Raw genomic sequence first — 26,959 nt, 5'->3', positions numbered from 1 at the left:
CATGGCCGGGGATTGGTTGACCATCGTCCTGCGCCTGGCGCTGTATCTGGACCTGGCGGCGGCGTTTGGCGTCGCCATGTTCGGTCTCTATGCTTTGGGCAACGACGAGCGATCCTCGACGATCTCGCGCCGCTATCGCGTCCTCATTGGCGCATCCGCTGCCATCGGCATTGCCCTGTCGATGTGGGGCATGACGGTCATGGCCAAGGCCATGTCCGGTGCCCAGAGCTACGCGGAGCTGTCAACGCACGTCTTCGACATGCTCATTACGGGCACGCACATGGGCATCGCCTGGTGCATTCGCATCCTCGCGCTGTTGGTGTGTGTGCTCGTCGCAATGTTGAAATTGAACGCTACCTTGCGATTTGCAGTGATGGCGCTCTCCACCGGCGTGGCGCTGGCGACCCTTGCGTGGGCAGGCCACGGCGCGATGGACGACGGCGTTCGCGGCTACATCCATCTTGCGTCGGATATCACGCACCTCTGGGCAGCGGGCGCTTGGGTGGGCGCATTGGTGGCGTTCTTGATGCTGGCATCCCACAAGCAGGATGTCGCGCAAGACCCGGTAGCGGTCCTCAGTCGGACGTCGAATGGCTTTGCTCGCATAGGTACAGCGATCGTGGCTGCACTCGTCGTGAGTGGAATTCTCAATTACCTGTCGATCGCCGGACCATCGTTTGATCCGCTCATCTCGACGCTGTATGGCCGGCTGCTGATGGTAAAGCTCTTGCTTTTCGCAGGCATGCTGGCGTTGGCTGCTGCCAATCGGTATCGGTTGAGCCCGAGCCTGGAGGCTGCTTTGAAGGCAGGCAATCGCGCACAGGCAGTCATCAAGCTTAGACAGAGTCTGTTCACGGAGGCGACCTTGGCCGTTTTGGTTCTGGCGAGCGTTGCATGGCTTGGCATCTTGTCTCCCACTGGAACCTAGTCCTTCATGGGCGGCAGATGACAGCACATGAATTGAATGTAATGCACGGGTAAGCGCTCTGTAGACCGCCTGCTTCTACATTTAACGACGCGGCGCAAGTTGTCGTCGTTTTTACAAAGGAGTCGATCATGAAATCGCAAATTGTCATTGCCGCCCTGTTGAGCGCTCTCTCCGTGCCAGCCTTCGCCGGTCATGCAGCAGCCCAAGCAGCCAAGGAAATGGTTCCCTTGGCTGACGGGGGAACGCTGTACATCTTCAAGGACGGAAAGATGGCACAGGAAAGCCGCTTCGGGCGCGCCGTCTATCTCAATGTCGGAGCTTCGGTGTCGACGAAGGATGGGCGCAACATCGCGATCACCAGCAATGAAGTCGCTCGCCTCGGGTCGCTGCTACAAAAAGAGCACGGCGGATGACGCCGCGGGTGTGCGGTGCTTTTCAAAGCTTCTGCACAGTGTGACAGAGACGCGCGCCCCGATTGGGCGCGCGCGCGCTTGGGACGCGTCACGAGCAACCACGAGCGCTCAAGGTGCCAGTTTTTGCGATGTCAAGCGCATCAACTTCCCTGAAATGGATCCAGCCTCCCCGTCCACCGTGATTCGTCCACGGGACATCTGGCGCGAATGAGAACTTGCGAGGAGCCCGATTTATGGAGTTGCGTCATCTACGATGCTTTGTCGTCTTGGCAGAGGAGTTGCATTTCACGCGGGCGGCCGAGAGGCTGCATATAGAGCAACCCCCCTTGTCTCGCGCGATCAAGGAATTGGAAGATGAGCTTGGGGTCACGCTGTTTGACCGCGACCGCAGGGGCACACGGCTGACCGTGGCGGGGGCGGCATTCTTGCAGGACACCCGCCGACTCTTCACTGTCCTGGAGCAAGCGCGTGAGAATGCCAGAGCCATTGCCGCGGGCCTGAGGGGCAGCCTGCGCATTGCAATTTCCGATGGTGCGATGGACCCACGACTATCGGCGTTCCTAGCTCGTTGCCGCGCGGAAGAGCCCGAGGTCGAGATACGTCTCTCCGAGGTACCGCTGACCGAGCAGATACGGGGCCTACGGTCTGGCGACTTCACGATCGGATTTGCACACGCGGCGGATGTTGGCGAAGGCATCGTGGCTGAACCGATCTGGCGAGATCCGATTGTGATCGCCGTGCCAGCGCGGCACTCGCTTCTTGCGCACAAGCAAGTTCCGCTGAACGAACTTCAGGGTCACCCACTGGTTCTGTGCGACAAACTGGCCTGCGAAGGCTACTGCCGAGAACTAAATCGGCTGCTACAGGTTCTGGAACACAGACTCAACGTTGTCGAAGAAGTGTCGTCGCTGGACATGATGCTAACGCTCGTCGGCGCAGGCTATGGGATTGGTTTCATGACGGCGACCAAGATTCCCATCAGCCAGAGGCCGGACGTGGTGATTCGCCCTCTGGCGCAGGACACGGCGGTAATCACAACCTATCTGCTTCGGCCAGAAAGCAGCAACTCATCGGTTTCGCTGGATCGCTTCATCGAACGTCTGCGAGGACCTCCGGATGACTAAAGCGTCAATGCCTATCTGAATCGTGCGCCGCGGCACGAAGATTGCGTTCGGCTGCGCTGACGAGTTCCGCAGCACTGAGCTTGAGTCCGGCGGCGATTCTTAAGATCAGAGCGAGAGTGGGCATGTGCTCCCCACGCTCTATTTTGCCCATGTGCGATCGCTCGATCCCTGCTTTCGCAGCCAGTTCTTCCTGAGCAACACCTTGCGTCAGGCGGGCGACACGAACGGCCGCTCCGAATGCCAACGCTGGCTCGGCGTCGAAAGTGGTAGTTCCTGGGGGACGGCCTCGTCGGACAGTTCGCTTCTCCATCCTTGGAAGCGTCGAACAGTCCAAACAATTTAACCACGTTAAGTTTAACTCAAACTAGCTATCATGAAGACTTTCCATCCTTGTCTTATCGCTTCTTGGGGCCTCTCATGCACGACGCCACCAGCCCACGCCCACAGCTCAGGCTCGCCATAGCGCCTGGTGTGGCCTCTTCGTACCTAGCTGCATTGCTTGCCCTGCAGCGCGCGGAGGAGCCCGAAGTTTCTATGGAATTTAATGAGGTTACGGCGAGCGATCTCATTACGGGCCTCTACAAACGGCGCTTCGACGTCGGCCTTTCTCTGAAGCAGGTGAGCGATTCTTCGCTGAAGAGTCTTTCTATTTGGTTCGAGGCGACAGCTCTTGCCACGCCGCTGCGATACCCACTGCTCCGGCAGCAGTCAATCAGAATAGACGAACTTAAGGAGCACTCCGTGTTTCGATGGAAGGCCGAATATTCTCCTTCGCTGGACCAGTACCTGTCCTCCATGTCATCAACGGAAAGGCCGAATGTCCAGCATGTCAGTTCTTTTGAGATGTTATTGCTCTGGGTCGCAGCTGGATATGGCGTAGGGATTTCCTCGCGATCACGCATCGAAACCGCTAGCCAGTGCGGAATCTGCACGCGCCCAATAGCCGATGGCCCCTACGAGGTCATTACGCACCTGCAGCGACTCTCGGGACAGACGAATCTTGTAGCTGATCGATTTGAGCTTAGAGCCTTGCGAGTTGCCGAGGCGCGTAAAGCATGACAACCACGTGCGGTGCCCGCCCTTGCCGGTGGATTTGCAGCGGGTGCCGGTTCGGGCCAAGGCGCCGTCCAGACGCATCAATTCATCCTGGAAACTGACCTTGATCAATTCAACTCCCTACAACTTCCAATAGTATGTCCGCATGATCGGCTTAAGGCGCCTTCTCGCAAGATGGAGCCGCTGGATTACCAGCGGCCTAGTCGTAACCTTGCTTTTCTCGCAGGTTGCGATGGCGATGTACGTCTGTCCCAAGCCAGACCCGAGGGCATCTGTGGAAACCACGCAAATGCGTGCCACGATCTCGATGCAGCAGGCTGACAAGTTGCCAATGTCGGATTGCACCGGCATGCCTGATTCCATGGACAGCGAAGCGCCACAGTTGTGCCACGCTCATTGCAGTGGCGATCGGGAGTCGGCGCTTTCATGGCAGGGGCTGGACATTCAGTTTCTCGCGGCGCACGTGATGTGGCTCGCCAACTCGCTGCCCGGGTTGGTTCTCGACCGGGTAGCCCTCAGGCGGCACGTTACCTACATTCCTCCCAATCCCCGCGCGGGCTTTCCGCCGATCTACCTCACGTTCCAAGTCCTGCGGAATTGATTTATGTGTCCGTGCTCGCCGCGCACCGATGCGGCAGACCACGTGATTTCGTGAATACCAATTCCGAGGACAACCATGTTTACTCCCTTTTTTGGCGCCCCCGAGGGGCGCCCGTCGGCGTACGGCCGAGGCACAACGCCGGCCTCGATGCGAGTGCATCGTCTGAAAGCTATCAGCATCGCGTTGGCGGGCAGTGCGCTTGTCTCGCCTGTAGCCTACGCCCTCGATTTTGCTGAGGCACGCCTTATCGCGGAGCAGCAGAGCCCACGCATAAGCGCGCAGCAGTTGCAGGTTAACGTCGCCGAATCCGTGCAGAAGGCAGCAGGCTCGCTGCCCGACCCCAAGCTCTCGCTCGGCATCGAAAACTACCCCATCAGCGGCATGGATCGCTGGAGCATGACGCGCGAATCCATGACGATGCAGCGCTTGGCGCTCATGCAGGAAGTGCCCAACAGGGCCAAGCGCGACGCCCAGGTCGCCAGCGCGCAGGCGCGTGTGGATCGAGAACGCGCGGCGCTGGTTTTGCAGCGATTGCAGATCCGCCAGGAGCTCAGCCTGGCGTGGATCGCCGCGCAGGCGGTGGAGCAACGGGAGATACTGCTGACGGAACTGCTCGCGGAGAACCAGCGCCTGCAAGACAGTCTCCCCGCTCGCGTCGCCGGCGGCACCGCCCAGGCTGGCGATCTGTTGGTCGCGCAACAGGAGGCGCTGACACTCACGGACCGCCGTGACGATCTACAGCGGGACCGGGCCAAGGCCAGGGCCGCGTTGCGGCGCTGGGTGGGCTCCAGGGCCGACGAAGCACTGCAAGGCGATCCAGGCCCGCTCACTCGCCCCGTCGCGCAACTGCGCACAGAACTGGCGAATCACGCGGAGCTTGAACTCTATCCGGCGATGCAAAGCATGGCCCGGGCCGAGTCCCGCGAAGCCCAATCAGAGACCCGCGGCGATTGGGCCTGGGAGATAGCCTATAGCCGGCGTGATCGCCGATGGGGCGACATGGTGTCATTTCAGGTGACATTCGATCTGCCTTGGCAGAAGGATCGACGCCAAGTGCCCATGATCGAGGCAAAACGGCACGAGTTGGAACGTCTGGACGCCGAACGCGAAGACGTGGCGCGGCGGCATTTGCAGGAGCTGGACGACAGCGCCGCCGAACTCCAAGCGTTGAACAGCCAGATCGACCGCCTGCAGACCGCCGGCTTGCAACTGGTACGGAACCGAGCGGCACTTGCATTGAGCAACTACCGATCCGCCAAGGGGGACCTGAGCGCTGTGCTCAGTGCACGCGCCCAGGTGCTGGAGACGCGCATGCGTCTGATCGACCTTGGAGCGCAGCGCGACAGCCTCGTCGCCCGACTGAACAGCCTGATCGCGGACTGAGTGGAGACCCTCGCCATGAATACCTCTTCGAGAAACATCCTTGCCGGCTTGACGCTGGTTGCTGCCGGTATTGCCGTTGGATGGGGCGTCGCCCAATGGCGCGCCGGCCACCTCAGCGGCTCCCCCGCTGCCAACGTCACCGTTGCAAGCGCTCCGACCGAGCGCAAGGTGCTGTATTGGTACGACCCGATGGTGCCGACCCAGAAGTTCGACAAGCCCGGCAAGTCGCCCTACATGGACATGCCGTTGATGCCGAAGTACGCGGATGAAGACACGCAAGACAGCACGGGCCTCAGCGTGTCGGCGCAAGCGGTGCAAGCCCTAGGGCTGCGTACAGCCGAAGTCCTGCAAGGCAAGATCGGCGCAGATGTGAACGTCGTGGGCACCGTGCTGCTCAACGACCGCGACGTCAGCATCGTGCAGGCGCGGACCGCTGGCTTCGTCGAGCGTGTCTACGCACGGGCTGCGGGCGACGTGATCGCAGCAGGGGCACCGCTGGCTGACCTATTGCTGCCGGAGTGGATCGCCGCACAGCGCGAGTTTCTCTCGGTTCGCGCGATGGGCGACGCACCGTTGACCGCAGCTGCCCGCCAACGGCTGCTGCTGCTCGGCATGCCGCAAGCCCTGATCGCCCAGGTGGAGCGCACAGGCGAGCCCAAGGGGCTGTACACGGTCACAACACCTCAAGGCGGCTTGGTGGCCGAACTGATGGTGCGCCAGGGCATGACGGTTTCCGCCGGGGAAAGCCTGGCCAGGGTGAATGGCTTGGCCTCGGTGTGGATCGAAGCGGCCGTCCCCGAAGCACAAAGCGGACCATTGCAGGTCGGCCAAACGGCGCAGGTCCGGCTGGCGGCGTTTCCCGGTGAAGTGCTCCAGGCGCGCATCGTGAGCATCCTGCCCGAAGCCAACCGCGACACCCGTACGGTGCGAGTGCGGCTTGAAATGGCCAATCCCGGCCAGCGCCTGAAGGCCGGCATGTCCGGCCAGATCGCGCTCAAAGGCAACGAACAGCCCGCGCTGCTTGTTCCCAGCGAAGCGGTCATCCGCACCGGCAAGCGCGCACTGGCCTATGTGGTCGATGGACCCGGCAAGTTCCATCCCGTGGAGGTCCAGGTGGGCGCGGAGGTAGGCGATCAACTGGTGGTCAACGGCGGGCTCGCGGCGGGACAGCAGGTGGTGGCCTCGGCGCAGTTCCTGATCGATTCGGAAGCCAGCCTGCGGGGCGTGCTGCCTGCAGGTGCCGCGGCGTCCGCGCCTGCATCGCCGCACAACGGGCACGGCACCTCGTCGCCACCGGCCGCGGCCACCAACGCTTTCGTGGTGCGCGGCGTGATCGAGGAGATGTCGCCCACCGAGCTGACGCTGGCGCACGAGGCCGTGCCAGCCCTCCAATGGCCGGCCATGACCATGGGCTTCAAGCTGAGCAGCCCGCAGCTCGCCGCGGGTCTTTCGGTTCGGCAGCAGGTGCGATTCACCTTCTCCAAGCAAGGTGAGGGCTACGTGATCACCGCCATCGAAAAGGTGCAGCCATGATCGCCAAGCTGATTCGATGGTCGGTGGCCAATCGCTTCCTGGTGCTGCTGGCCACCGCCATGCTCACGGCATGGGGCGTGTGGGGCGTTCGCAGCACGCCCGTGGATGCGCTGCCGGACTTGTCAGACGTGCAGGTCATCATTCGCACCAACTACCCAGGACAGGCGCCGCAGATCGTCGAGAACCAGGTCACCTACCCGTTGGCCACCACCATGCTGTCGGTGCCAGGGGCCAAGACCGTGCGCGGCTTCTCGTTCTTTGGCGACTCGTTCGTCTATGTCTTGTTCGAGGACGGAACCGACCTGTACTGGGCCCGCTCACGGGTACTGGAATACCTGAACCAGGTCCAGGGCCGATTGCCCGCCACGGCGAAGCCGGCCCTGGGTCCGGACGCCACAGGCGTCGGCTGGATCTTCCAGTACGCGCTCGTGGATCGCACGGGCAAGAACGATCTGGCGCAACTGCGTGCGTTGCAGGACTGGTTCCTGAAGTTCGAACTCAAGAGCCTGCCCAACGTGGCCGAGGTGGCATCGGTGGGGGGCATGGTCAAGCAGTACCAGGTCGTGCTCGACCCGATCAAGTTGGCGTCCTATGGCCTCAGTCAGGCTCAAGTCCGCGATGCCCTGATGGCGGCCAACCAGGAGACCGGCGGCTCCGTCCTGGAATTGTCAGGCGCGGAGTACATGGTCCGCGCGAGCGGCTACCTCAAGACCCTGGACGAGTTCCGGGAGATCCCCTTGACGGCACGCGGCGGTGTGCCGGTGCGGCTGGGGGATGTTGCGACGCTCCAGATAGGCCCGGAGATGCGGCGTGGCATTGCCGAACTCGACGGAGAAGGCGAGGTCGCCGGCGGCGTGGTGGTGCTGCGCTCCGGCAAGAATGCCCAGGAGACGATCGCTGCCGTCAAGGCCAAGCTCGCGGAGCTGCAGGGCAGCCTGCCGCCGGGCGTCGAGATCGTCACCACCTACGACCGCAGCGCGCTGATCGAGCGGGCCATTCGCAATCTCACGACCAAGCTAGGCGAAGAGTTTCTGGTGGTGGCGCTGATCTGCGCACTGTTCCTTTGGCATCTTCGTTCTGCGCTGGTGGCCATCATCTCGCTACCTCTGGGCGTGATGACGGCGTTCTTGGTCATGCGCTACCAGGGCATCAACGCCAACATCATGTCGCTGGGGGGGATTGCCATCGCCGTGGGGGCGATGGTGGATGCAGCGGTGGTGATGATCGAGAACGCCCACAAGAAGCTGGAGGCTTGGCAGCACGCGCACCCAGATCAACGGCTGCAGGGCAAGGAACGGTGGGACGTGATCACACAGGCCGCGGAGGAAGTCGGTCCTGCGCTCTTCTTCTCGCTGCTCATCATCACGCTCTCGTTCATCCCGGTCTTCACCCTAGAAGCGCAGGAAGGCCGGCTGTTCGGCCCGCTGGCGTTCACCAAGACCTACGCGATGGCCGCGGCCGCAGGGCTGTCAGTGACGCTGATTCCCGTACTCATGGGCTACTGGATTCGCGGGCGTATCCCGGATGAGCAGAAGAACCCCATCACCCGCATCCTGATTGCAGCCTACCGGCCAGCACTGGAGTGGGTACTGCGCCGGCCCAAGGCGACGCTGCTGATCGCCGTGCTGGCCTTGGCGACCACGGCCTGGCCCTTGGCGCGGCTCGGCGGTGAGTTTCTGCCGAGGTTGGACGAAGGGGACCTGCTCTACATGCCCTCGGCCCTGCCGGGACTCTCGGCGCAGCGCGCCACGGAGTTGCTGCAGCTGAGCAACCGCATGATCAAGACCGTACCTGAAGTGGACAAGGTGTTCGGCAAGGCAGGACGGGCCGAAACTGCGACCGATCCGGCGCCCCTGGAGATGTTCGAGACCACGGTTAAGCTCAAGCCCAGGGAACAATGGCGACCAGGCATGACGCCCGAGAAGCTCGTGGAAGAGCTGGATCGTGCCGTGAAGATCCCGGGCCTGTCCAATATCTGGATTCCCCCTATCCGCAATCGCATCGATATGCTGGCTACCGGCATCAAGAGCCCGATCGGGGTGAAGGTGACCGGCAACGACCTGGGCGTGATCGATCGCATCGCTGCAGAGGTCGAGCAGGTCGCCAAGGGCATTCCCGGCGTGACGTCGTCACTCGCGGAGCGCTTGACGGGCGGGCGCTACGTGGATGTTCAGATCGACCGCGTAGCCGCCGGTCGCTACGGCCTGAACATCGCCGATGTCCAGGCGGTCATCGCCGGCGCGGTGGGTGGCGAAAACGTCTCGGAAACGGTCGAGGGGCTTGCCCGCTTTCCGATCAATCTGCGCTACGCGCGAGAATGGCGTGATTCACCACAACGGCTGGCAGAACTACCCATCTTCACGCCGATGGGTCAGCAGATCACGTTGGGGACCGTGGCACGCATCGCGATCACCGATGGACCGCCCATGCTCAAGAGCGAGAACGCACGGCCCTCCGGTTGGGTCTATGTCGATGTGCGCGGCCGTGATCTAGCCTCGGTGGCCAACGAACTGCGCGATGCCATCGGGCAGCAGGTCAAGCTGGAGCCGGGTGTGAGCATCACCTACTCCGGGCAGTTCGAATACATGGAGCGGGCCAATGCACGCCTGAAGGTTGTGGTGCCTGCCACCCTGTTGATCATCTTCGTTCTGTTGTACCTGACCTTCGCGCGTGTGGACGAAGCGGGCTTGATCATGGCGACCTTGCCCTTCGCGCTCACGGGGGGCATCTGGTTCCTGTACCTGCTGAATTACAACCTGTCCATCGCCACCGGCGTGGGATTCATTGCGCTGGCAGGTGTGGCGGCGGAGTTCGGCGTGGTGATGCTCATCTATTTGAAGCAGGCCTTGGCGGAACGTTGCCCCGATGGGCGCAACCCAACGCGAGAAGAACTGCTAGATGCGATCCGGGAAGGGGCGGTGCTGCGCGTGCGCCCAAAAGCGATGACCGTTGCGGTCATCCTGGCGGGCCTGGTACCCATTGTTTGGAGCAGCGGCACGGGCTCTGAAGTCATGAGCCGCATAGCAGCTCCGATGCTCGGCGGGATGGTGACCGCACCGTTGCTGTCGCTGTTCGTGATTCCGGCTGCCTATCTGCTGATGCGTAAGCCGCGCTAACGTTGCAACGCGGCAGGGTGTCATAACCGAGGCCCTGCCGTTTCCGGTGCGGCCTATCGGCACCCCAAGTGAATAACCATTCGACACATGCGCTTTAGCCGGCGCAAGAACTTGGCAGTGACGAGCCATATCAGGGAACAAAACCTGCCCCCGGCCGTTCAGACAGAATCGTCAGCATTTCTATGACAGCCCGAACCTTGGGCTGCAGGTAACGCGATTGCGGCCACACTGCATGGATAGGCACCTCACCACCTGCCCAGTCCGGCAGCACGGGGATCAAGCGCCCCTGCCGTATATCTTCGGCCACCAGCCATGTCGGCATCTGCATGATGCCGCAGCCGGCCAGACCCGCCGCCAGCATTGCTTCACCATCACTGAACTCATGGCGCGGATAGATTTCCTGCCGACGTACGCGCTGGTCCGATACGCGGAGCAACCAAGTGGGTCTCTGCCGTCCCCGAGGACCAGTGATGCAGTCCCGATGCATTAACTCTTCTCAATTCCGACGGCCAAAGCATCCATCTTTGGCCGTCGGCCAGCGTCAGGCACTTTCGAACATTGCCGCATCATTTAGCAACCGTTGAATGCGCTGGCGAGTCTCCTCTGGAATACCTTGCACAGACGAGTCAGGTCCGGGCCTGTTTGGCTGCTGCTGGGTGCCCGCGATGACCCGCACGACCATGCCCAAATTTCCTGGTGTCACGATGTCGATGGCTGCGCGATCACCCAGGTCCGGATGTGGGCGGGTCAGCATCCGGTACAGGTCCCACGGATCCGCATGCGGGCACTGGTTCATGAGCACCTGTGCCAGCTTGTGCTTGAGGGGTACCAGCTGCCAGTCGGGCACGCGTTGCCCGCGGTTGCCCAAGCTGATAGACAGCAGCTTGCCCGCCTTCAGCTCGCGGTTGATCTGGTCCTTGGACTTCCCGGCCAACTTGCCGAACAGCGGGACCGGCAGACTGCTCGGCGATTCGTAGATGGCCAGCATTTCCTCGCGCTCGCGCTGGATGACTGACACCTCCGGCTCTGGCGCATGCGTCGGGGGCGGTGGTACCTGCGACAGTCGCTGGAATGTGATTCCCCCGTCGTTTGGCGTCACGACGATGGGTTCGGCCACCACAGGCGGAACGGATGCCGCAGAAGCAGCAGCGACGATGGTGTTGGGCTTGTCCTCCTCTGCCATGGCCGGCACGCCCTCGATATGGATCGTGAGGTGCGCGCTGGCCGCTTCCACTTGGCCCTGTTCGAGCAGATCGAGACGATCCGCCCAGTCCTGCATCATCCGGCGGCGCGGCTCAACATACTTGGCGTGGTTGTAGGCCGAACTCACCTTGTTCGGGTCCGAGTGCGAAAGCTGCGCGTCCACCCAAATCTTGGGATAGCCGATCTCGTTGAGCGCCGTCGAGATGGTTCCGCGGATGCCGTGACCGGTCAGTTGATCCTCGTAGCCCATTCGTTTCAAGGCCGCGTTGAGGGTGTTCTCGCTGATGCGCTTCTTGAGTTCGCTGCGGTGCGTGAGCAGATGGACCTGGGCCGGCCTCATCACACCCAACAGGTAGCGCACGATCTCGATGGCCTGCACGGACAACGGCACGATGTAGGGCGGAACGTCCTGCGGGCGCTTGCCGGCCTTGCGCATCTCGTCCTGGAGTTGCTTGACGATCTGCGGCGGGATGATCCACAGGCCACGGTCGAGATCGAACTGGTCCGGGGTCGCCAGCCGCAGCTCGCCGGTACGCACGCCGGTCAGGAACAGCAGCCGGATGCCGAGTTGGGTCTGCCAACCACGAGGGTTGTAGAGCCTGAGCTTGTGCAGGAACTCGGGGAGCTCCGGAAGATGCAGGTAGGGGTTGTGGTTCACCGGGGGCTTGGGCTCGGCCACCACGTCCAGGTCGGAGGCCGGATTGGCTTCCAGCCCCTCCACGATGACGAGGGCATAGCGGAACAACTGCCCCAGCCAGGTGCGGACCTTCTCGGCAGTGGTGAACGCCTTGCGCTCCTCGATCCTCGCCAGGACGCCCAGGAGTTGGGGCCGGCGAATGTCGTAGATCGACATCTGCTTGAGGCTAGGCAGCACGTCCTTGTTGAAGATCCGCAGGATCTGCGACAGCGTGCTGTTCCTGCCCTCCTTGATTTCCTTGCGGCGATGCTCGACCCACGCATCGAAGACGGCCTTGAAGGTGTAGTCGGCCGCAAGCTTGACCGCGTGTCGCTTCTGTTTCCGATCGGTATGGGGGTTGACGCCCTTTGCCAGAAGCGCCCGGGCTTCGTCGCGCAAGGTGCGCGCTTCGCGCAAACCGATCTCGGGGTAGTTCCCCAGGGAGATGCGCTTTTGCTTGCCGAGCCAGTAATAGCGCAAATGCCACGACTTGCCGCCGGTGCGGGCGACCACCAGGCCGAGGCCATCGGTGTCGGGGATGCTGTAGGTTTTCTCGGCGGCCTTGGCTTGCCGCACGGTCAGATCAGAGAGTGTCATCATCAAGCTCCTAAGTCTTGGACTTAGGCCCGATGCTGCTTGTCATCCCGATCCAACCCCAGCAACAACCCGGAACCGGCACGACCCGCATTCTTTGGCCTTGTTTTTGGCCTCAAAAATGGTGGCTGTCAGTGGATTCCCATGGCTTTCGCTGGAAAGAAAAAAGGAGCCGAAGCTCCTCTTTTCAATGACTTACAGACGTCAGTGGAAGTCTGTAGATCATAAACTGGAGCGGGAGACGAGTCTCGAACTCGCGACCTCAACCTTGGCAAGGTTGCGCTCTACCAACTGAGCTACTCCCGCGGGGCACTGCGTTTGGTGAACCGGATGTTGATTGCCTTGGGTTTTTAATCCGAAGCTTTAAACCTGCCGGCGCTTTTAGCCGGCTAAGCCACTTTTTGAAAGAGGCCGTGTCCACCAAAGACAGCGATTATACACAGTTTTTAGGACTTGTGCGGGTCTGTCCGTGCGGCCCGCAAAAAAAGTCGCCGCAACGATGCGCGGCGGAGTTCGTCGCGAAGGTGCGCGACAGGTCCGCGCGCAGGGCGCATGGCATGAGGCGATGACGACATCGAGGCTCGGGACCGCAACGTAACACTGAAGGGGAAATCGACAAGAACCTGTCGTGAGGCAAACGGCGCCGATGATGCCTGGCGGTCCGTCTGGATAAGCACATCCGGCTGGTGATTCCAACGATGCGGCGACGTTCATGAAAACGGCGCATCAACTGGAGCGGGAGACGAGTCTCGAACTCGCGACCTCAACCTTGGCAAGGTTGCGCTCTACCAACTGAGCTACTCCCGCGCGGATACTGCTGTACTGCGAAGAGGCGAGAGTATACCGTAATTTGACGCCGGGGCAAGCGGGCGCCGCGTCAGGCCTGGCCTGGCGCCGCGTGGACGGACGTGGCGGGCAGGCATGGTCCGCGCGGCCCGTCACATGGCCCAGTCCAAATGGCGGTTCTTGGCGCTTTGCCGCCGCGGCTGCTGGCGGCACCATGTGGACATGCGGCGATGTCGTCCGCAATCCATTCCACATAGGTGTTCGCAACATGACCCAGCGCTTGAATTACTTCCAGGTTTCCGCCGAGCTGTCCAAGCATTATCTCGATTTCAGCGCGGCATTGAAAAAGAAGGCCGTCATCCGGGAGTTCAATGACCTCGTGACGATCCGCGCCTCGCAGATCAATGGCTGCGGCTTCTGCCTGGACATGCATGTCAAGCAGGCCAAGATCGGCGGTGAGCGTGAGTTGCGCCTGCATCATATCGCCATCTGGCGTGAATCCACACTGTTCAGCCCGCGCGAGCGCGCCGCGCTCGAATGGACCGAGGCGCTGACCGTACTGCACCCGCACGGCGTGTCCGATGCGGTGTATCAACAGGTCCGCGGCCAACTGTCCGAAGAGGAAATCTCGGATCTCACCTTTCTGGTGGTGGGCATCAATGGCTGGAACCGCCTGAATGTCGCCTTCCGCACCGAGCCTGGCTCCTCCGACGAGGAGTTCGGTCTGGGCAAGGCCGGGTTGAAGTAGGCGGGGTTGCGGCAAGCGGCGGCGGCTCGCCGATGGCGGATACGCCGCCGCTACATCAATTCCAGGATGCGTCGGCCTAGCTGCTCGGCGCGTTCCTGCGACTCGATGTTGGTGAAGCTCATCAACAGACCGGCGCCGCACGGCGCGTGGGTCGTCCAGCGCGACAGGGCGTGCGCGTAGATGCCGTGCTCGACCATGCGCTGCGCCAGCGGGCGGTCGGTCTGGTGGCCCTGCATTCGCACCAGCAAATGCATGCCGCCCGGTTGTGGATGAATCGGCATGGTGGGGCCGAACACTTTGGCCAGCCCCGCGGCGGTGGCGTTGCGGCGTTCCGAGTAGAGCCGCCGCATGCGCTGGATATGGCGCGCGAAATGGCCCTCCAGCATGAAGGCGCCGACCATGGCCTGGGTCAGGCCCGGGATGCCGTTGCCGAGCACCCGGTTCACGTCCTCGAAGCGCCGCACCTGGGCCTCGGGCACCACCAGGTACGCCAGGCGGATGCCGGGGAACATGACCTTGCTGAAGGTGCCCGCGTAGAGCACGCGGCCATGGCGGTCCAGGCTCTTGAGCGCCGGCAGCGGCCGGCTGACGTAGCGGTATTCGCCATCGTAGTCGTCTTCCACGATCCAGCGCTGATTGCGCTCGGCCCATTCCAGCAGCGCCTGGCGGCGCGTCAGCGACAGCGTCACGCTCAGTGGGCTTTGGTGGGCGGGCGTCACGACCGCCGCGCTCGCCCCCGGCGCCTGCGCGATACCCTGCGACACCATGATGCCCTCGGCGTCGACTTCCACCGGCGCGAACGTCAGGCCGGAATGCTTGAGCAGCTCGCGCGTCGGCGGGTAGCCGGGATCTTCCACCCAGACCTGGTCGCCGGGGTGCAGCAGGGCCTGGATCACCAGGTTCAGGCTCTCGCGATAGCCGGACGTGATGAACACTTGCGCCGGCGAGCAGTGGATGCCGCGCGCCACCTGCAGGTGCGCGGCGATCGCGTTGCGCAGCGCGGGCAGCCCGTCGGCGGGCGGGTAGGACAGGTCAGCCGCCTGCGTGGCGCGCAGGTGGCGGGCGCCGAGCCGCGCCCAGATCTTGCGTGGAAAGGCGTCCAGCGCTGGCAGGCCCATCTGGAATGGCAGCAGCGTAGGCGGCTGGCGCCAGGTATCGGGGTCCGCCTTGGCGGGCGCTGGAAGCGGCCGCGGCGTGGCCTGCGCCTGCAAGCCCGGCGTGACTACGGTGCCGGCCTGGCCGCGCGGCTGTACATAGCCTTCGGCATGCAGCAGCGAGTAGGCCATCTCGATCGTGCCGCGCGCCACGCCCAGGTCCTTGGCCAATGCGCGCGCGGACGGGATGCGGTCGCCCGGCTTGAGCGTGCCCTGGGCGATGGCGCCGCGGAAGCGCTCGTAGACCTGCCGGTACAGCGGTTCGTCGCCGGAAACGGCGGGCGGCAGGTTGGCAAGGGAGGTGGGCATCATGGCCTAGTCGAAAGGTCAATTTATGGTTCTTCAAATTATGTCATGGCTTCCTTAGCATGATGTTCATGCCCGCTATGGCGGCGGGTGATTTCTTTCCAGACAGGATCTTCATGAGTCAACCTGACATTCGCCCTATCGAAACCGACGAGGCGCTGCGCGCCTGCTTTCCGGTCATGCGGGAATTGCGCCCGCACCTGGCCGGCGAGCGCGATTTCGCCGAGCGCGTCGCGCGCATGCGCGCCGAGCGTTACGCCCTGTTGGCGGTGTGGGAGGGCGACGCGCCGGTCGCGCTGGCTGGCTACCGCTTCCAGGAAAACCTGATCTATGGCCGTTTCCTCTACGTCGATGACCTTGTCGTCACCGAATGCAGTCGCGGCTCGCGCCATGGCGCCAGTCTGCTGCAGGCGCTCGAGCGCATGGCGCGCGAGGCCGGTTGCGCCAAGCTGGTGCTGGACACCGGCCTGGCCAACGCGCTGGCGCAGCGCTTCTACTTCCGGCAAGGCTTGCTGACGGGCGCGATGCGCTTCAGCAAGGTGTTGGAGGGGGCGGTCGCATGAGCGTCCTGCGTTTGACCTGCAGTCCGCGCGGCGCGGCATCGGAGAGCCTTCGGCTGTCGCGGTTCATCCTCGATGGCCTGGCGCGGGCCGATGCCAGGCGGGGCCGCGACCTTGTCGAGATCGACGCCAATCCGCTGCCGCATGTGGATGCCGAATACGCCTGGGCGCTGGGCTCGCCGGCCGACCCCGACGGCGACTCCGCCGGATCGTTGCGCCAGTCCGACCACCTGATCCAATCCCTGGTCGATGCCGACTACGTCGTCATCGCCACACCGATGCACAACTACACCGTGCCGTCGGCGTTGAAGGCGTGGATCGATCATGTGGTGCGGGTGCGCAGCACGTTCACCGTGACGCGCGCAGGCAAGGTCGGGGTGCTGGCCGACAAGCCGGTTTTCGTGGCGGTGTCGTCGGGCGGCCTGTTCTCCGGGGCCGAGGCGCGCCAGCCGGATTTCCTGACGCCCTACCTGAAGGCGGCGCTGGCCACCATCGGCCTGAAGCGCCTGACGTTCTTTTCGGTGGAGGGCACCGCGATGGGCGGGCAGGCGCTGGAGGCGGCCCGGCTGCGGGCCCGCGCGGAGATCGAGGCGTACTTCACGAAAGCGGCGGATACCTTGGTCGATGCGTTCGTCGCCTAGCGGCCGCGCGGCGTTGCCCGCCGGACTGAGAGGCGTCTAGGCTTCCATCCACACGTCTTCGTAACCCTGGTCGTCGATGATGAACTTCGCGCCCGGGGGCAGGCGCAGGTAGTCGACGACTCGCGGCAACAGCGTCGCCAGGTGCGCGGTGTGGATGGGTTGGTAGAAGTCGTCGGCGTCCGAGTGTTCGCCACAGTGGATGAACCAGCCGATGGTGCCGTCCCGGGGCAATGCTATGCGCGTGCCATGGATCGGCATCGCGCCCAGCGTGCGCAGGGCGACCGCGACCATTTCTTCAGGCGCCATGCCTTGCATGCCGTATCTGTCGCAGATCGCGTCCTGCGCAGCCGTTTGCGGAGATGTCGCCATGCTTGCCGTTTCGGTTGTGGGTTCCGGGTGCGTCGCCATTGCTGTCAGTGTCGCCGCTTTCAGCGGATCTGCCACGAGCATTCTTGGCGGCCCTGTCACGAACATTCCTGGTTTACTGCCCGTGCTCACTTACCTGCGGCGCAGGTGTTGCTCGCACGCAGGTGTTGCTCGCATTGACAGGGCTTCGGGAGAAAACTGTGGTAATCGGGGCGGAAATGAAAAAAGGGCCCGCAGGCCCTTTCTTGCAACATGCGCAGTGTGAAGACACTGCCCATAAAATCTGGAGCGGGAGACGAGTCTCGAACTCGCGACCTCAACCTTGGCAAGGTTGCGCTCTACCAACTGAGCTACTCCCGCATGGGTCCGCAATTTCTGGCCTGGTGAAAATTCCACGCAGTGCCAGTGCAAACCATTTCTTATTGCCAACCACTTTCGTGGTTGCCTGATCAACTTGGTTATCGATCAGAAGGCGCGCATTCTACATGATTTTTTTCGATCGTGCTTGCCGCTGGCAGATTGCTGGGGCAGGCGGATCGCGCTTAACTTTGCGTGGCCAAGGCTGCACTGAGTGCCGTCTGGCTGCCAAGCTCAATCAAGTAATATGAGCGAAGACAGAAAATATAGCACACCCGGTAGTATCCATGTCAAATTCCTCTGCCACCGCACCTGTCCTCATCCCCGAGGCGCGGGACCTTTCCTCCTTGAACACCCTGGGCCTGGCGTCGACGGCCCAGGCCTGCGTCACGCTCGACGATGTGGCGCAACTGCCGGCCCTGTCGGCCTTGGCCGCGCGGCACGACCGGCTGCTGGTGCTGGGCGGTGGCAGCAATGTGGTGTTGCCCGAGACCGTGCCGGGCCTGGTGGCGCGCGTGGCGCTGCGGGGCGTGCGCCTGCTGCGGGCCGAGCCCGATGCATGGCTGGTGGAGGCGGCAGGCGGCGAGACCTGGCACGACTTCGTCGCCGAGTGCGTGAGGCAGGGCTGGGACGGCCTGGAAAACCTGGCATTGATCCCGGGCACGGTCGGCGCGGCGCCGGTGCAGAACATCGGCGCCTACGGGGTCGAGCTGGCCGATCGCTTTGACAGCCTGACGGCCTGGGACGTGCAGGCGGGCCGGTATGTCGACCTGAGCGCGGCCGAGTGCCGCTTTGCCTATCGCGACAGCATTTTCAAGCACCAGCGGCCCGGACGTTGGGTGATCGTGGCGGTGCGCTTGCGTCTGCCGCGGCCCTGGCGGCCGGTGTTGTCGTACCCGGACCTGCAGCGTCATCCCGGCCTTATGGGCGAGCCCTCGGCGCGCGCCGTCTTCGAGGCGGTCTGCGAGATCCGGCGCGCCAAGCTGCCGGACCCGGCGGTCACCGGTAACGCCGGCAGTTTTTTCAAGAATCCCATCGTGTCCGCGGCGCAGCGCGAAGCGCTCGTCTCCCGTTATCCCGGCCTGGTGTCGTATGCGCAGCCGGACGGCAGCTACAAGCTGGCGGCCGGCTGGCTGATCGACCAGTGCGGCTGGAAGGGGCGCAGCCTGGGCGCGGCCGGGGTGCATGACCGGCAGGCGCTGGTGCTGGTGAATCGCGGGGGCGCCACCGCCGCCGACATCCTGGCGCTGGCGCGCGCGATCCAGGATGCGGTCGCCGAGCGCTACGGCGTGGCGCTGGAGCCGGAGCCCGTGGTGGCGTGACCGGGTGCTGCATGAAAAAAAGGACCCTCGCGGGTCCTTTTTTTGTGGGCGCGAAGGGATCAGAGTCCCAGCACCGCCTGCATGTCGTACAGGCCGTTGTGCTTGCCTTCCAGGAAGCGGGCGGCGCGCAACGCGCCTTCGGCGTAGGTGGCGCGGCTGGCCGAGCGGTGCGTGATCTCGATGCGTTCGCCGATGCCGCAGAACGACACGGTGTGGTCGCCGACGATGTCGCCGCCGCGCAGCACCGAGAAGCCGATGGTGCCCGGCTTGCGCACGCCGGTGTCGCCGTGGCGGCTCCAGGTGGCCACGTCGGGCAGGGCCACGTCCCAGGCCGAGGCGATGGTCTCGCCCATCTTGAGCGCGGTGCCCGAGGGGGCGTCGACCTTGTTGCGGTGGTGGGCCTCGAAGACCTCCACGTCGTAGCCCGAATTCAGGATGCGGGCGGCCATGTCCAGCAGCTTGAGCGTGGCGTTCACGCCCACGCTCATGTTGGGCGCGAACACGATGGCGGTTTTCTGCGCGGCCACTTCGATGGCGGCGCGGCCGTTGTCGTCGAAGCCGGTGGTGCCGATGACGGCCTTCACGCCCAGCTTGGCGCAGGCCTGCAGGTGCTCCAGCGTGCCTTCGGGGCGGGTGAAGTCGATCAGGCAGTCGGCGTTGGCCAGCGCGCCCAGGTCGTCGGTGATGGCGACGCCGGTCTGCTGGCCCAGCGGGGCGCCCGCGTCCTGGCCCAGCGAGGGCGAACCCTTGCGGTCGAGCGCGACCGCCAGTTGCAGGCCGTCGGCCTTCAGGACGGCGTCGATCAGCATCTGGCCCATACGGCCGCTGGCGCCGGCGATAGCAATACGCATGAAGAAAATCCTTGGGTTTAGCGCAGCGGCTCGGGCGCGTTGCCGGGCTGGCCGGGGTATTGGTTCATCGGGCTGGTGGGGGCGGCGGCGTCGCGTTTCTTCTGCTCTTCTTCCTGCTTGAGCCGGGCCTCGTCTTCGCTCAGGCGCTTGTCGGCCTTTTCATCGGCGGTGGCGCTGGGCGTGTTGATCTGGTAGGGCTGCAGGTCGGGCTGCTTGTCGCCTTCCCAGCGGGTCAGCCGGTCGTTCTCGAACCAGACCGTGAACTTGCGTTCCTGGGCCTCACCGTAGCCGGGCTTGTAGTAGTAAGGGTAGTCCCAGCGGTTGGCGTGCAGCACGCTGGTCAGGGTGGGGCTGCCCAGCGCGAAGCGGACCTGTTCGCGCGTCATGCCCGGCTGCAGCAGCGCCACCTGCTCCTGGGTGATCCAGTTGCCTTGCTGGACACCGGCCTTGTAGGGGAAGCCCCACTTGTCCCCCGTGCAGCCGGCGAGGGCGACGGCCAGGGCGGCGATGGCCAAACCGGTCTTGAGCGAGCGGGAAGGAATTCGTGCAATCATGGACACTACGCGCCCCTATTATTTGGAAGCAGACAAAACCGTTATCATAAAGGTTTCATAAGGATAGTTCTGCGGGGCGGCAGGAATTCTGGGGAGCCGGCTCGCGGTTACCGAGTATCCTTGCCCATGCCAACGCGGACGGAGAGCGATTACACCATGAGCGACCAAAGCGAACTGAAAAACATGGGTTTGAAGGCGACTTTCCCGCGCCTGAAAATTCTTGATATCTTCCGTAAGTCGGACCAGCGCCACCTCAGCGCCGAAGACGTCTACCGTGCCCTGATCGGCGAAAACGTCGAAATCGGCCTGGCCACCGTCTATCGCGTCCTGACCCAGTTCGAACAGGCCGGCATCCTTGCCCGCAGCCAGTTCGACAGCGGCAAGGCCGTGTTCGAACTGAACGACGGCGATCACCACGACCACCTGATCTGCACCAACTGCGGCAAGGTGGTTGAGTTCTCCGATCCGGACATCGAGAAACGCCAGCAAAAGATCGCCAAGGACAACGGTTTCGCGCTGGAAAGCCACGCCATGGTGCTGTACGGCATCTGCGGCAGCTGCCTGAAAGGCCGCTGAGCTTTCTTCGCCTCGGACCTGCCCACGGCCGCGCTCGCCGTGGGTGGTTGAAAGCAAAAGCCCCTTCTATATGAAGGGGCTTTTTTTATTCTCGGACTGAATCAGGCTGCGGACCATTGCGATACGGGCTGTCGGCGCAAAGGCCGCCGGCGCCCGGTTTTTCTGGGGGCGCACGCGCCCCGGATGTGCTTGCGTCGCATCAGGCCCGCGAGGAGCGGGTTGCCTGGCCCCTGCAGATTCAGGCCGGCGCGCGGCCGAAGCCTGCCAGCATTTCGCGGGCGTGCTCGCGGGTGGTGGCGGTGAGCTTGATGCCGCCCAGCATGCGGGCGATCTCCTCGACCCGGGCGCCTTCATCCAGTTCTTCGATGCGCGAGCGCGTGGTGCCGCGCGATTCGGTCTTGCTGACCAGGAACTGGTTGTTGCCGCAGGCGGCGACCTGCGGCAGGTGGGTGACGCACAGCACTTGGTGGCGCTCGCCCAGTTCGCGCAGCAGCTTGCCGACGGCTTCGGCCACCGCGCCGCCGACGCCGCTGTCGACCTCGTCGAAGATCAGGGTGGGCACGCGCGCCGCGCGGCTGGCAATGACGGACAGCGCCAACGAGATGCGCGACAGTTCGCCGCCGGATGCGACCTTCGCTAGCGGCCGTGGCGTGGTGCCGGCATGGCCGGCCACCAGGAACTCGACGTGTTCATTGCCATGGGCCGACGGCGCGGCGGCGGCCAGCGTGGGCTCGAACTTGCCGCCTTGCATGGCCAGCGTCTGCATCGCTTGCGTGACCTGCTTGCCGAGATCCTTGGCGATCTTGCGGCGCGCCGCCGTGAGCTTGGCCGCGGCGGCGTCGTACTGCGCCTGCGCCGCCTGCGCCTGGGCGCGCAGCGCGTCGATATCGGCGGCAGCCTGCAGGGCCGAGAGTTCGGCGTGCAAGCTGTCGCGCAAGGTGCAGAGTTCGTCGGGTTCGGTGCGGAATTTGCGCGCTGTCTCGAACACCGCGCTCAGGCGCGCCTCGACGTCGGCCAGCCGGCGCGGATCGAGATCGACACGGCTGACGTAGTTGTTCAGGTCGGACACCGCTTCGCTGATGGCGATGCGGGCCGATTCGAGTTCGTCGTAGATGCCCTGCAGGCCGCTGTCGTGCCGCAGCATCTGCTGGATGCGGTGGTTGGCCGCGGTCAGCCGGTGGTGGGCCGAATCGCCTTCGCCATCGAGAGCGTCGAGGATCTGGGTGGCGCCGTCCAGCAGCGACTGCGAATGCGACAGGCGGGTGTGCTCGGATTGCAGCGATTCCCATTCGTCCGGCGCGAGCCCGAGGCGATCGAGTTCGTCGACCTGCCATTGCAGCCGCTCGCGTTCGGCGGCCAGGCCCTCGGCGTCTTTTTCGGCCAGTTCCAGCTGGCGCGCCAGCGCGCGCCATTGTTTCCAGGCCTGGCCTACCGCCTGGCGCAGGTCGCCGTGGCCGCCGTGCGCGTCCAGCAGGTCGCGCTGGGCCTCCGGACGCATCAGGCTCTGGTGCGCATGCTGGCCATGGATGTCGACCAGGCTGTCGCCCAGTTCGCGCAATTGCGCGACCGTGGCCGGGGTGCCGTTGATGTAGGCGCGGCTGCGGCCCTGGGCGTCGATCACGCGGCGCAGGGCCAGTTCGTCGTCGGCGTCAATCTCGCGTTCGGCCAGCCAGGCGCGCAGCGCCGGCGGCGTGTCGAAGACGGCGGTGATATCGGCGCGAGCGGCGCCTTCGCGCAGCACGCTGACGTCGCCGCGCTCGCCCAGCGCCAGCGCCAGCGCGTCGATGAGGATGGATTTGCCCGCCCCGGTCTCGCCGGAGAATACGGTGAAGCCGGGACCGAAATGGATCTCGGTCTGCTCGACGATGACGAAGTCGCGGATGTGCAGGGTGCGCAGCATGTCGGGGCGCTTACTACTCTACGTTGTCGGTGGCCTGCGGCATCAGGTTCCAGTGCAGCTTGCGGCGCAGGGTGGAAAAGAAGCTGTAGCCTTCCGGATGCACGAAGCGGATGGTGTAGGGCGCGCGCTGCACGACGATGCGGTCGCCGGGCTGCAGGTCGGACCAGGTCTGCATGTCGAAATGCACGCTGGCGCCGACCTCGACGCGGCCCATGGCGGTGAGCGTCATGTTCAACACGCCGGTGTCCGGAATGACGATGGGACGGTTGGACAGGGTCTGGGGCGCCACCGGCACCAGCACCATGGCGTTCATGCCGGGGTGCAGGATCGGGCCATTGGCAGACAGCGCGTAGGCGGTCGAGCCGGTGGGGGTGGCGATGATCAGGCCGTCGGCGCGCTGGGTGTACATGAAGGCGCCGTCCAGTTCGACGCGCACTTCGATCATGCCGCCGCGTCCGGCGCGGTTCAGCACCACGTCGTTCAGCGCCGAGGCCGCGTACATCTGCTGGTCGCCGCGCCAGGCGCTGCCTTCGAGCAGCATGCGTTCCTCGATCTGGAAGTTGCCTTCCAGCACGCGCGTCAGGGCGCCATGCGCGTCCTGCACCGGGATGTCGGTGATGAAGCCCAGGTGGCCATGGTTGATGCCGACCACCGGTACGCCGTACGGGGCGAGATGGCGCGCGGCGCCCAGCACCGTGCCGTCGCCGCCCATGACCACCGCCAGCGAGGCGTCCTGGCCGATCTGTTCGTAGGTGGCGACGGGGTATTCCGTCAGGCCGGTGTTGCGGGCCGTGTCGGCATCGACGAGCACCTGCCGCCCGGCCTGCGTGAGCGCGTGCGCGAGCGCCCTTAGCGGAGTGGCCAGGCCGGTGTCCTGGTATCTGCCGATCAGCGCGACGGTAGGAAAGTGCATGGTGGCAAGGCGAGTCAGAAAAACGAAATTGGTCCGGAATCGGGCCAGTTAGCCGATTATATGGGGCCGCATATCGGCTTGCGGGACAAAAATCGCCTCAACTGGAAAAGATTCCCTAAAATACCCGCTATGGATGACCGCGCACGCGCACTACTGAAAGCGTTGATCGAACGCTACATCGCCGATGGGCAACCAGTCGGCTCGCGGACGCTATCGAAGGTTTTCGATCTGTCGCCCGCCACCATCCGCAACGTCATGGCGGATCTGGAGGAATTGGGGCTGATCCATAGTCCGCACACCTCGGCGGGGCGCATTCCGACGCCGCGCGGCTACCGCATGTTCGTCGATTCGCTGCTGGCGGTGCAGTCCTACCAGCTCGAGCCGCACAACATGGGCGAGATGCTGGCCGCGGCCGAGCCCACCCGCGCGGTCAATGCCGCCGCGGCGCTGCTTTCCAACCTGACCCAGTTCGCCGGGGTGGTGCTGACTCCCAAGCGCGCCCAGGTGTTCCGCCAGATCGAATTCATCCGCCTGTCGGACAAGCGGGTGCTGCTGATCATCGTCACCCCCGACGGCGACGTGCAGAACCGCATCCTGTTCGTGCAGCGCGACTACGCCGAGGCCGAATTGCTGGAGGCCGGCAACTTCTTCAACGTCCACTTCGCCGGCAAGTCCTTCGACGCGGTGCGGCGCACCCTGTCCACCGAACTGGCGCAGTTGCGCGAAGACATCTCGCGGCTGATGCAGGCGGCGGTCGAGGCCAGTGCCGAGGCCGCCGAGGACGGCGATGCCGTGGTCATTTCTGGCGAGCGCAAGCTGCTGGACGTCACCGACATCGCTTCCGACATGGACCGGCTGCGCAAGATGTTCTCGCTGTTCGAGAAGAAGACCGACCTGCTGCAACTGCTCGACGTGTCCAGCCGCGCGCAGGGCGTGCAGATCTATATCGGCGGCGATTCCCAGTTGGTGCCGATGGAAGAAGTCTCGGTCATCACGGCGCCCTACGGCGTGGACGGCAAGGTGGTCGGAACGCTCGGCGTCATTGGCCCGACCCGCATGGCCTACGAACGCGTGATTCCCATCGTGGACATCACGGCGCGTCTGCTGTCCAACGCCCTCAGCCACAACCAGTAGTTCCATTCGAACCGACATCCTCCTCGCGGAGGAAGGGGAGTTTTTGTGTTTCTTCGCCTGTTCAAGTATCTCTGGCCTGAACGCTACCTGCCCGAAGCCGAGCAGGACGACCCATTCAATGAAGACCCGCCGCCGCGCGCGCCGGGCAAGGTCGGCGTGCTGCTGGTGAACCTGGGCACGCCCGACACCCCGGGCAGGAAGGACATCCGCAAGTACCTGGGCGAATTCCTGTCGGACCCGCGCGTGATAGAGATTCCGCGCTATCTGTGGAAGCCGATCCTGCACGGCCTGGTGCTGACGCTGCGTCCCAAGAAACTGGAGCCGCGTTACGCCGGCATCTGGCTCAAGGACGGCTCGCCGCTGATGGTCTACAGCCGCCGCCAGGCCGAAGGCGTGCAGGCCGCGTTGACCGCGGCCGGGGTCGAGGCGGTGGTGGCGCTGGGCATGCGCTACGGCAACCCGTCGATTCCCGACGCCATCTCGCGCCTGCGCGCGCAGGGCTGCGAACGCATCCTGACCGTGCCGCTTTATCCCCAATACGCCGCCAGCACCACCGCCACGGTGGTCGATGCCGTCACGCGACATGCCGGCCGGCTGCGCGACCAGCCGGAAATGCGCTTCATCAAGCGGTTCCACGAGGACCCCATCTATCTCGATCCGCTGGCCGCCAGCATCGAAGCGTACTGGCGCGAGCATGGCAAACCGCAGAAGCTGGTCATGAGCTTCCATGGCCTGCCGCGCTATTCCATCGAGCTGGGCGACCCGTACTACCGCGACTGCATGGAAACCGCGCGGCTGCTGGCGCAGCGCCTGTCGCTGCCGCGCGAGCAGATCGAGGTGACCTTCCAGAGCCGTTTCGGCACCGCCCGCTGGCTCGAGCCCTACACCGAACCGACCCTCAAGGCGCTGGCCGCCTCGGGCGTCACCGAGGTGGATGTGGTGTGTCCGGGATTTGTGGCAGACTGTCTGGAAACCCTGGAAGAAATCAGCCTGGAGTGCCGCGACGCCTTTCTCGGCGCGGGCGGCAAGCAGTTCCGTTACATCCCGGCGCTGAATGATGATCCGGCCTGGATCGCGGGGTTGGCCACCCTGGCGGAACGCCACTTGCGGGGATGGCCCACACATTCACGGACTTGAAGGAGAGGGCGCATGCACCATGATCCCAAGACGGGCAAAGTTGTGAAAAAGGGGAACGTCAGCACCCCGGTGGACGAGGATCAGGTCGAGCACGAGCTGGACGAGGCGCTGGCCGAGACCTTTCCCGCCAGCGATCCCATCGCGATCAACCCGGAACCCGATGACGATCCGCGCGTCGACCGCGCCCTGAAAGAGAGCTTTCCCGCCAGTGATGCCGTCGCCCCGGCGCAGCCGCACAAGAAATGATCGGTGCCTGATGGCGCCGGCTATGCCGAAAATCCGGATCTTGGCTGGTTTTTACGGCTAATGCTGCATTTTTAGAGATTTTTGCCGGATTTTTCAGCGTCGTCGCCCATTGCCGCGGCAGCGGTGCGCGGCGGGGAATATTTGCTTTCCCGGGCTTGAAATAGGGGTATTGGCCCCCATTCATGTCTGCGAAAGCCATTCTTTTTGGAGGATTCCCCATGACGGCACCCAACGAGCCTGTAGATCAGACGCCCGGATTCGGCGACGACGCCGATGCGGCCCCCGCCGCCCAGGACGCCGCGCAGGCCGAGCTGAACGAGTTGCGCGCCCAGCTGGACGCGGCCCAGGCTACCGTCAATGAGCAGCAGGACCAGCTTCTGCGCATCCGCGCCGAGGCCGAGAACGTGCGCCGCCGTGCCCAGGAAGAAGTGTCCAAGGCACGCAAGTTCGGCATCGAGTCGTTCGCGGAAAGCCTGGTGCCGGTCAAGGACAGCCTGGAGGCCGCGTTGGCCCAGGCCGACCAGACCGTGGACACGCTGCGCGAAGGCGTCGAGGTCACGCTCAAGCAGCTCGCGGCCGCCTTCGAGCGCAACATGCTCAAGGAAATCGCGCCGGTCCAGGGCGACAAGTTCGATCCGCACCTGCACCAGGCCATTTCTTCGATTCCGGCCGAGCAGCCCGCCAACACCGTAGTGCAGCTGCTGCAGAAGGGCTACGCCATCGCCGACCGCACCCTGCGTCCGGCCCTGGTGGTGGTGTCCGCCGGCCAAGGCTGACCGGA

General features: G+C 64.1%; 26 protein-coding genes and 3 tRNA genes. 17 read left to right on the top strand and 12 right to left on the bottom strand.

All coding sequences use genetic code 11. The features are described from left to right. Position 1 precedes the first annotated feature (1 nt). The 3 genes from copD (at position 2) to HV742_RS06870 (ending at position 2,465) form a co-directional block, all read left to right on the top strand. A complete protein-coding gene (copD, locus tag HV742_RS06880) occupies positions 2–928 on the top strand; it encodes a copper homeostasis membrane protein CopD (RefSeq protein WP_023098515.1) in 927 nt (308 codons plus the stop codon). A 128-nt stretch (positions 929–1,056) separates the two neighbouring features. Further along, entirely contained in the window at positions 1,057–1,341 is a 285-nt protein-coding gene (locus tag HV742_RS06875) for a CopK family periplasmic copper-binding protein (RefSeq protein WP_003090336.1), read from the top strand. A gap of 233 nt (positions 1,342–1,574) precedes the next feature. Further along, complete coding sequence (locus tag HV742_RS06870) at positions 1,575–2,465, top strand: LysR family transcriptional regulator (RefSeq protein WP_003097524.1); 891 nt, start codon at positions 1,575–1,577, stop codon at positions 2,463–2,465. Between the two features lie 4 nt (positions 2,466–2,469). Here the strand turns inward: HV742_RS06870 and HV742_RS06865 are convergent, their stop codons facing one another. Beyond that, positions 2,470–2,775 (bottom strand): helix-turn-helix domain-containing protein, encoded by a 306-nt coding sequence (locus HV742_RS06865; RefSeq protein ID WP_003097526.1) that lies wholly within the window; start codon positions 2,773–2,775, stop codon positions 2,470–2,472. Positions 2,776–2,882: 107 nt separating this feature from the next. On the opposite strand from HV742_RS06865, the gene HV742_RS06860 reads away from it, so the two are divergent. The 5 genes from HV742_RS06860 to HV742_RS06840 all read left to right on the top strand — a co-directional run bounded on the left by HV742_RS06860 (position 2,883) and on the right by HV742_RS06840 (position 10,154). Further along, entirely contained in the window at positions 2,883–3,524 is a 642-nt protein-coding gene (locus tag HV742_RS06860) for a LysR substrate-binding domain-containing protein (protein ID WP_023657317.1), read from the top strand. A 286-nt stretch (positions 3,525–3,810) separates the two neighbouring features. Next, positions 3,811–4,122 carry a hypothetical protein gene (locus tag HV742_RS06855; RefSeq protein WP_006226245.1) on the top strand — a complete coding sequence of 104 codons (312 nt, stop codon included), beginning with the start codon at positions 3,811–3,813 and terminating at the stop codon, positions 4,120–4,122. 147 nt (positions 4,123–4,269) lie between these two features. Beyond that, positions 4,270–5,505: a TolC family protein gene (locus HV742_RS06850; protein WP_003121558.1), complete on the top strand. Its 1,236-nt coding sequence runs from the start codon at positions 4,270–4,272 to the stop codon at positions 5,503–5,505. Positions 5,506–5,520: 15 nt separating this feature from the next. Further along, the gene (locus tag HV742_RS06845) at positions 5,521–7,038 is read left to right on the top strand and encodes an efflux RND transporter periplasmic adaptor subunit (RefSeq protein ID WP_023098514.1); all 1,518 of its coding nucleotides are present in this window, start codon (positions 5,521–5,523) and stop codon (positions 7,036–7,038) included. Further along, complete coding sequence (locus tag HV742_RS06840; RefSeq protein ID WP_023098513.1) at positions 7,035–10,154, top strand: efflux RND transporter permease subunit; 3,120 nt, start codon at positions 7,035–7,037, stop codon at positions 10,152–10,154. The genes HV742_RS06845 and HV742_RS06840 overlap by 4 nt, the downstream gene beginning before the upstream one ends. Before the next feature lie 130 nt (positions 10,155–10,284). On the opposite strand, the gene HV742_RS06835 is transcribed toward HV742_RS06840, so the two are convergent. From HV742_RS06835 to HV742_RS06820, 4 genes are all read right to left on the bottom strand, one after another. After that, the gene (locus HV742_RS06835; RefSeq protein ID WP_071535740.1) at positions 10,285–10,641 is read right to left on the bottom strand and encodes a LysR substrate-binding domain-containing protein; all 357 of its coding nucleotides are present in this window, start codon (positions 10,639–10,641) and stop codon (positions 10,285–10,287) included. Positions 10,642–10,695: 54 nt separating this feature from the next. Beyond that, entirely contained in the window at positions 10,696–12,630 is a 1,935-nt protein-coding gene (locus HV742_RS06830; protein ID WP_023098512.1) for a tyrosine-type recombinase/integrase, read from the bottom strand. Positions 12,631–12,857: 227 nt separating this feature from the next. Next, positions 12,858–12,933, bottom strand: a tRNA-Gly gene (locus HV742_RS06825). A 425-nt stretch (positions 12,934–13,358) separates the two neighbouring features. Further along, a tRNA-Gly gene (locus HV742_RS06820) sits at positions 13,359–13,434 on the bottom strand. 247 nt (positions 13,435–13,681) lie between these two features. On the opposite strand from HV742_RS06820, the gene HV742_RS06815 reads away from it, so the two are divergent. Further along, entirely contained in the window at positions 13,682–14,161 is a 480-nt protein-coding gene (locus tag HV742_RS06815; RefSeq protein ID WP_068980376.1) for a carboxymuconolactone decarboxylase family protein, read from the top strand. A gap of 50 nt (positions 14,162–14,211) precedes the next feature. Here the strand turns inward: HV742_RS06815 and pdxR are convergent, their stop codons facing one another. Beyond that, positions 14,212–15,627 carry a MocR-like pyridoxine biosynthesis transcription factor PdxR gene (pdxR, locus tag HV742_RS06810; protein ID WP_063585091.1) on the bottom strand — a complete coding sequence of 472 codons (1,416 nt, stop codon included), beginning with the start codon at positions 15,625–15,627 and terminating at the stop codon, positions 14,212–14,214. Positions 15,628–15,737: 110 nt separating this feature from the next. On the opposite strand from pdxR, the gene HV742_RS06805 reads away from it, so the two are divergent. Both HV742_RS06805 and HV742_RS06800 read left to right on the top strand, forming a co-directional pair. Next, the gene (locus tag HV742_RS06805; protein WP_049071704.1) at positions 15,738–16,184 is read left to right on the top strand and encodes a GNAT family N-acetyltransferase; all 447 of its coding nucleotides are present in this window, start codon (positions 15,738–15,740) and stop codon (positions 16,182–16,184) included. Continuing rightward, entirely contained in the window at positions 16,181–16,822 is a 642-nt protein-coding gene (locus HV742_RS06800) for an FMN-dependent NADH-azoreductase (protein WP_100502887.1), read from the top strand. Before HV742_RS06805 ends, HV742_RS06800 begins: the two co-directional genes overlap by 4 nt. 36 nt (positions 16,823–16,858) lie before the next feature. Here HV742_RS06800 and HV742_RS06795 read toward each other — a convergent pair whose 3' ends face one another. Both HV742_RS06795 and HV742_RS06790 read right to left on the bottom strand, forming a co-directional pair. Then, positions 16,859–17,191 carry an immunity protein Imm33 domain-containing protein gene (locus HV742_RS06795; RefSeq protein WP_054416534.1) on the bottom strand — a complete coding sequence of 111 codons (333 nt, stop codon included), beginning with the start codon at positions 17,189–17,191 and terminating at the stop codon, positions 16,859–16,861. Between the two features lie 281 nt (positions 17,192–17,472). Next, positions 17,473–17,548 (bottom strand) — tRNA-Gly (locus HV742_RS06790). A gap of 284 nt (positions 17,549–17,832) precedes the next feature. Here HV742_RS06790 and murB point away from each other — a divergent pair. Beyond that, positions 17,833–18,867, top strand: coding sequence for a UDP-N-acetylmuramate dehydrogenase (gene murB, locus HV742_RS06785; RefSeq protein ID WP_175144732.1), 1,035 nt, complete (start codon positions 17,833–17,835; stop codon positions 18,865–18,867). Positions 18,868–18,926: 59 nt separating this feature from the next. Here the strand turns inward: murB and dapB are convergent, their stop codons facing one another. Together dapB and HV742_RS06775 are read right to left on the bottom strand one after the other, a co-directional pair. After that, positions 18,927–19,718: a 4-hydroxy-tetrahydrodipicolinate reductase gene (dapB, locus tag HV742_RS06780; RefSeq protein ID WP_049071712.1), complete on the bottom strand. Its 792-nt coding sequence runs from the start codon at positions 19,716–19,718 to the stop codon at positions 18,927–18,929. 17 nt (positions 19,719–19,735) lie between these two features. Then, entirely contained in the window at positions 19,736–20,272 is a 537-nt protein-coding gene (locus HV742_RS06775; RefSeq protein ID WP_049071713.1) for an outer membrane protein assembly factor BamE, read from the bottom strand. A gap of 156 nt (positions 20,273–20,428) precedes the next feature. On the opposite strand from HV742_RS06775, the gene fur reads away from it, so the two are divergent. Beyond that, complete coding sequence (gene fur / locus HV742_RS06770) at positions 20,429–20,848, top strand: ferric iron uptake transcriptional regulator (RefSeq protein WP_006223539.1); 420 nt, start codon at positions 20,429–20,431, stop codon at positions 20,846–20,848. A 238-nt stretch (positions 20,849–21,086) separates the two neighbouring features. On the opposite strand, the gene recN is transcribed toward fur, so the two are convergent. Together recN and HV742_RS06760 are read right to left on the bottom strand one after the other, a co-directional pair. Next, positions 21,087–22,748, bottom strand: coding sequence for a DNA repair protein RecN (gene recN, locus HV742_RS06765; RefSeq protein ID WP_049071717.1), 1,662 nt, complete (start codon positions 22,746–22,748; stop codon positions 21,087–21,089). A 13-nt stretch (positions 22,749–22,761) separates the two neighbouring features. After that, positions 22,762–23,661: an NAD kinase gene (locus HV742_RS06760; protein ID WP_049071720.1), complete on the bottom strand. Its 900-nt coding sequence runs from the start codon at positions 23,659–23,661 to the stop codon at positions 22,762–22,764. Between the two features lie 129 nt (positions 23,662–23,790). On the opposite strand from HV742_RS06760, the gene hrcA reads away from it, so the two are divergent. The 4 genes from hrcA (at position 23,791) to grpE (ending at position 26,954) form a co-directional block, all read left to right on the top strand. Beyond that, complete coding sequence (gene hrcA / locus HV742_RS06755) at positions 23,791–24,795, top strand: heat-inducible transcriptional repressor HrcA (RefSeq protein WP_049071722.1); 1,005 nt, start codon at positions 23,791–23,793, stop codon at positions 24,793–24,795. A gap of 45 nt (positions 24,796–24,840) precedes the next feature. Next, complete coding sequence (gene hemH / locus HV742_RS06750) at positions 24,841–25,932, top strand: ferrochelatase (protein WP_175144731.1); 1,092 nt, start codon at positions 24,841–24,843, stop codon at positions 25,930–25,932. Between the two features lie 12 nt (positions 25,933–25,944). Further along, entirely contained in the window at positions 25,945–26,178 is a 234-nt protein-coding gene (locus HV742_RS06745; RefSeq protein WP_049071726.1) for a hypothetical protein, read from the top strand. A gap of 218 nt (positions 26,179–26,396) precedes the next feature. Beyond that, positions 26,397–26,954, top strand: a complete 558-nt coding sequence (gene grpE / locus HV742_RS06740) for a nucleotide exchange factor GrpE (RefSeq protein WP_049071727.1) — start codon at positions 26,397–26,399, stop codon at positions 26,952–26,954. Positions 26,955–26,959 lie beyond the last annotated feature (5 nt).

Source organism: Achromobacter ruhlandii, assembly GCF_902859695.1.
Lineage (GTDB): Bacteria > Pseudomonadota > Gammaproteobacteria > Burkholderiales > Burkholderiaceae_B > Achromobacter > Achromobacter ruhlandii.
This window is presented reverse-complemented; position numbering and strand designations above follow the sequence as displayed.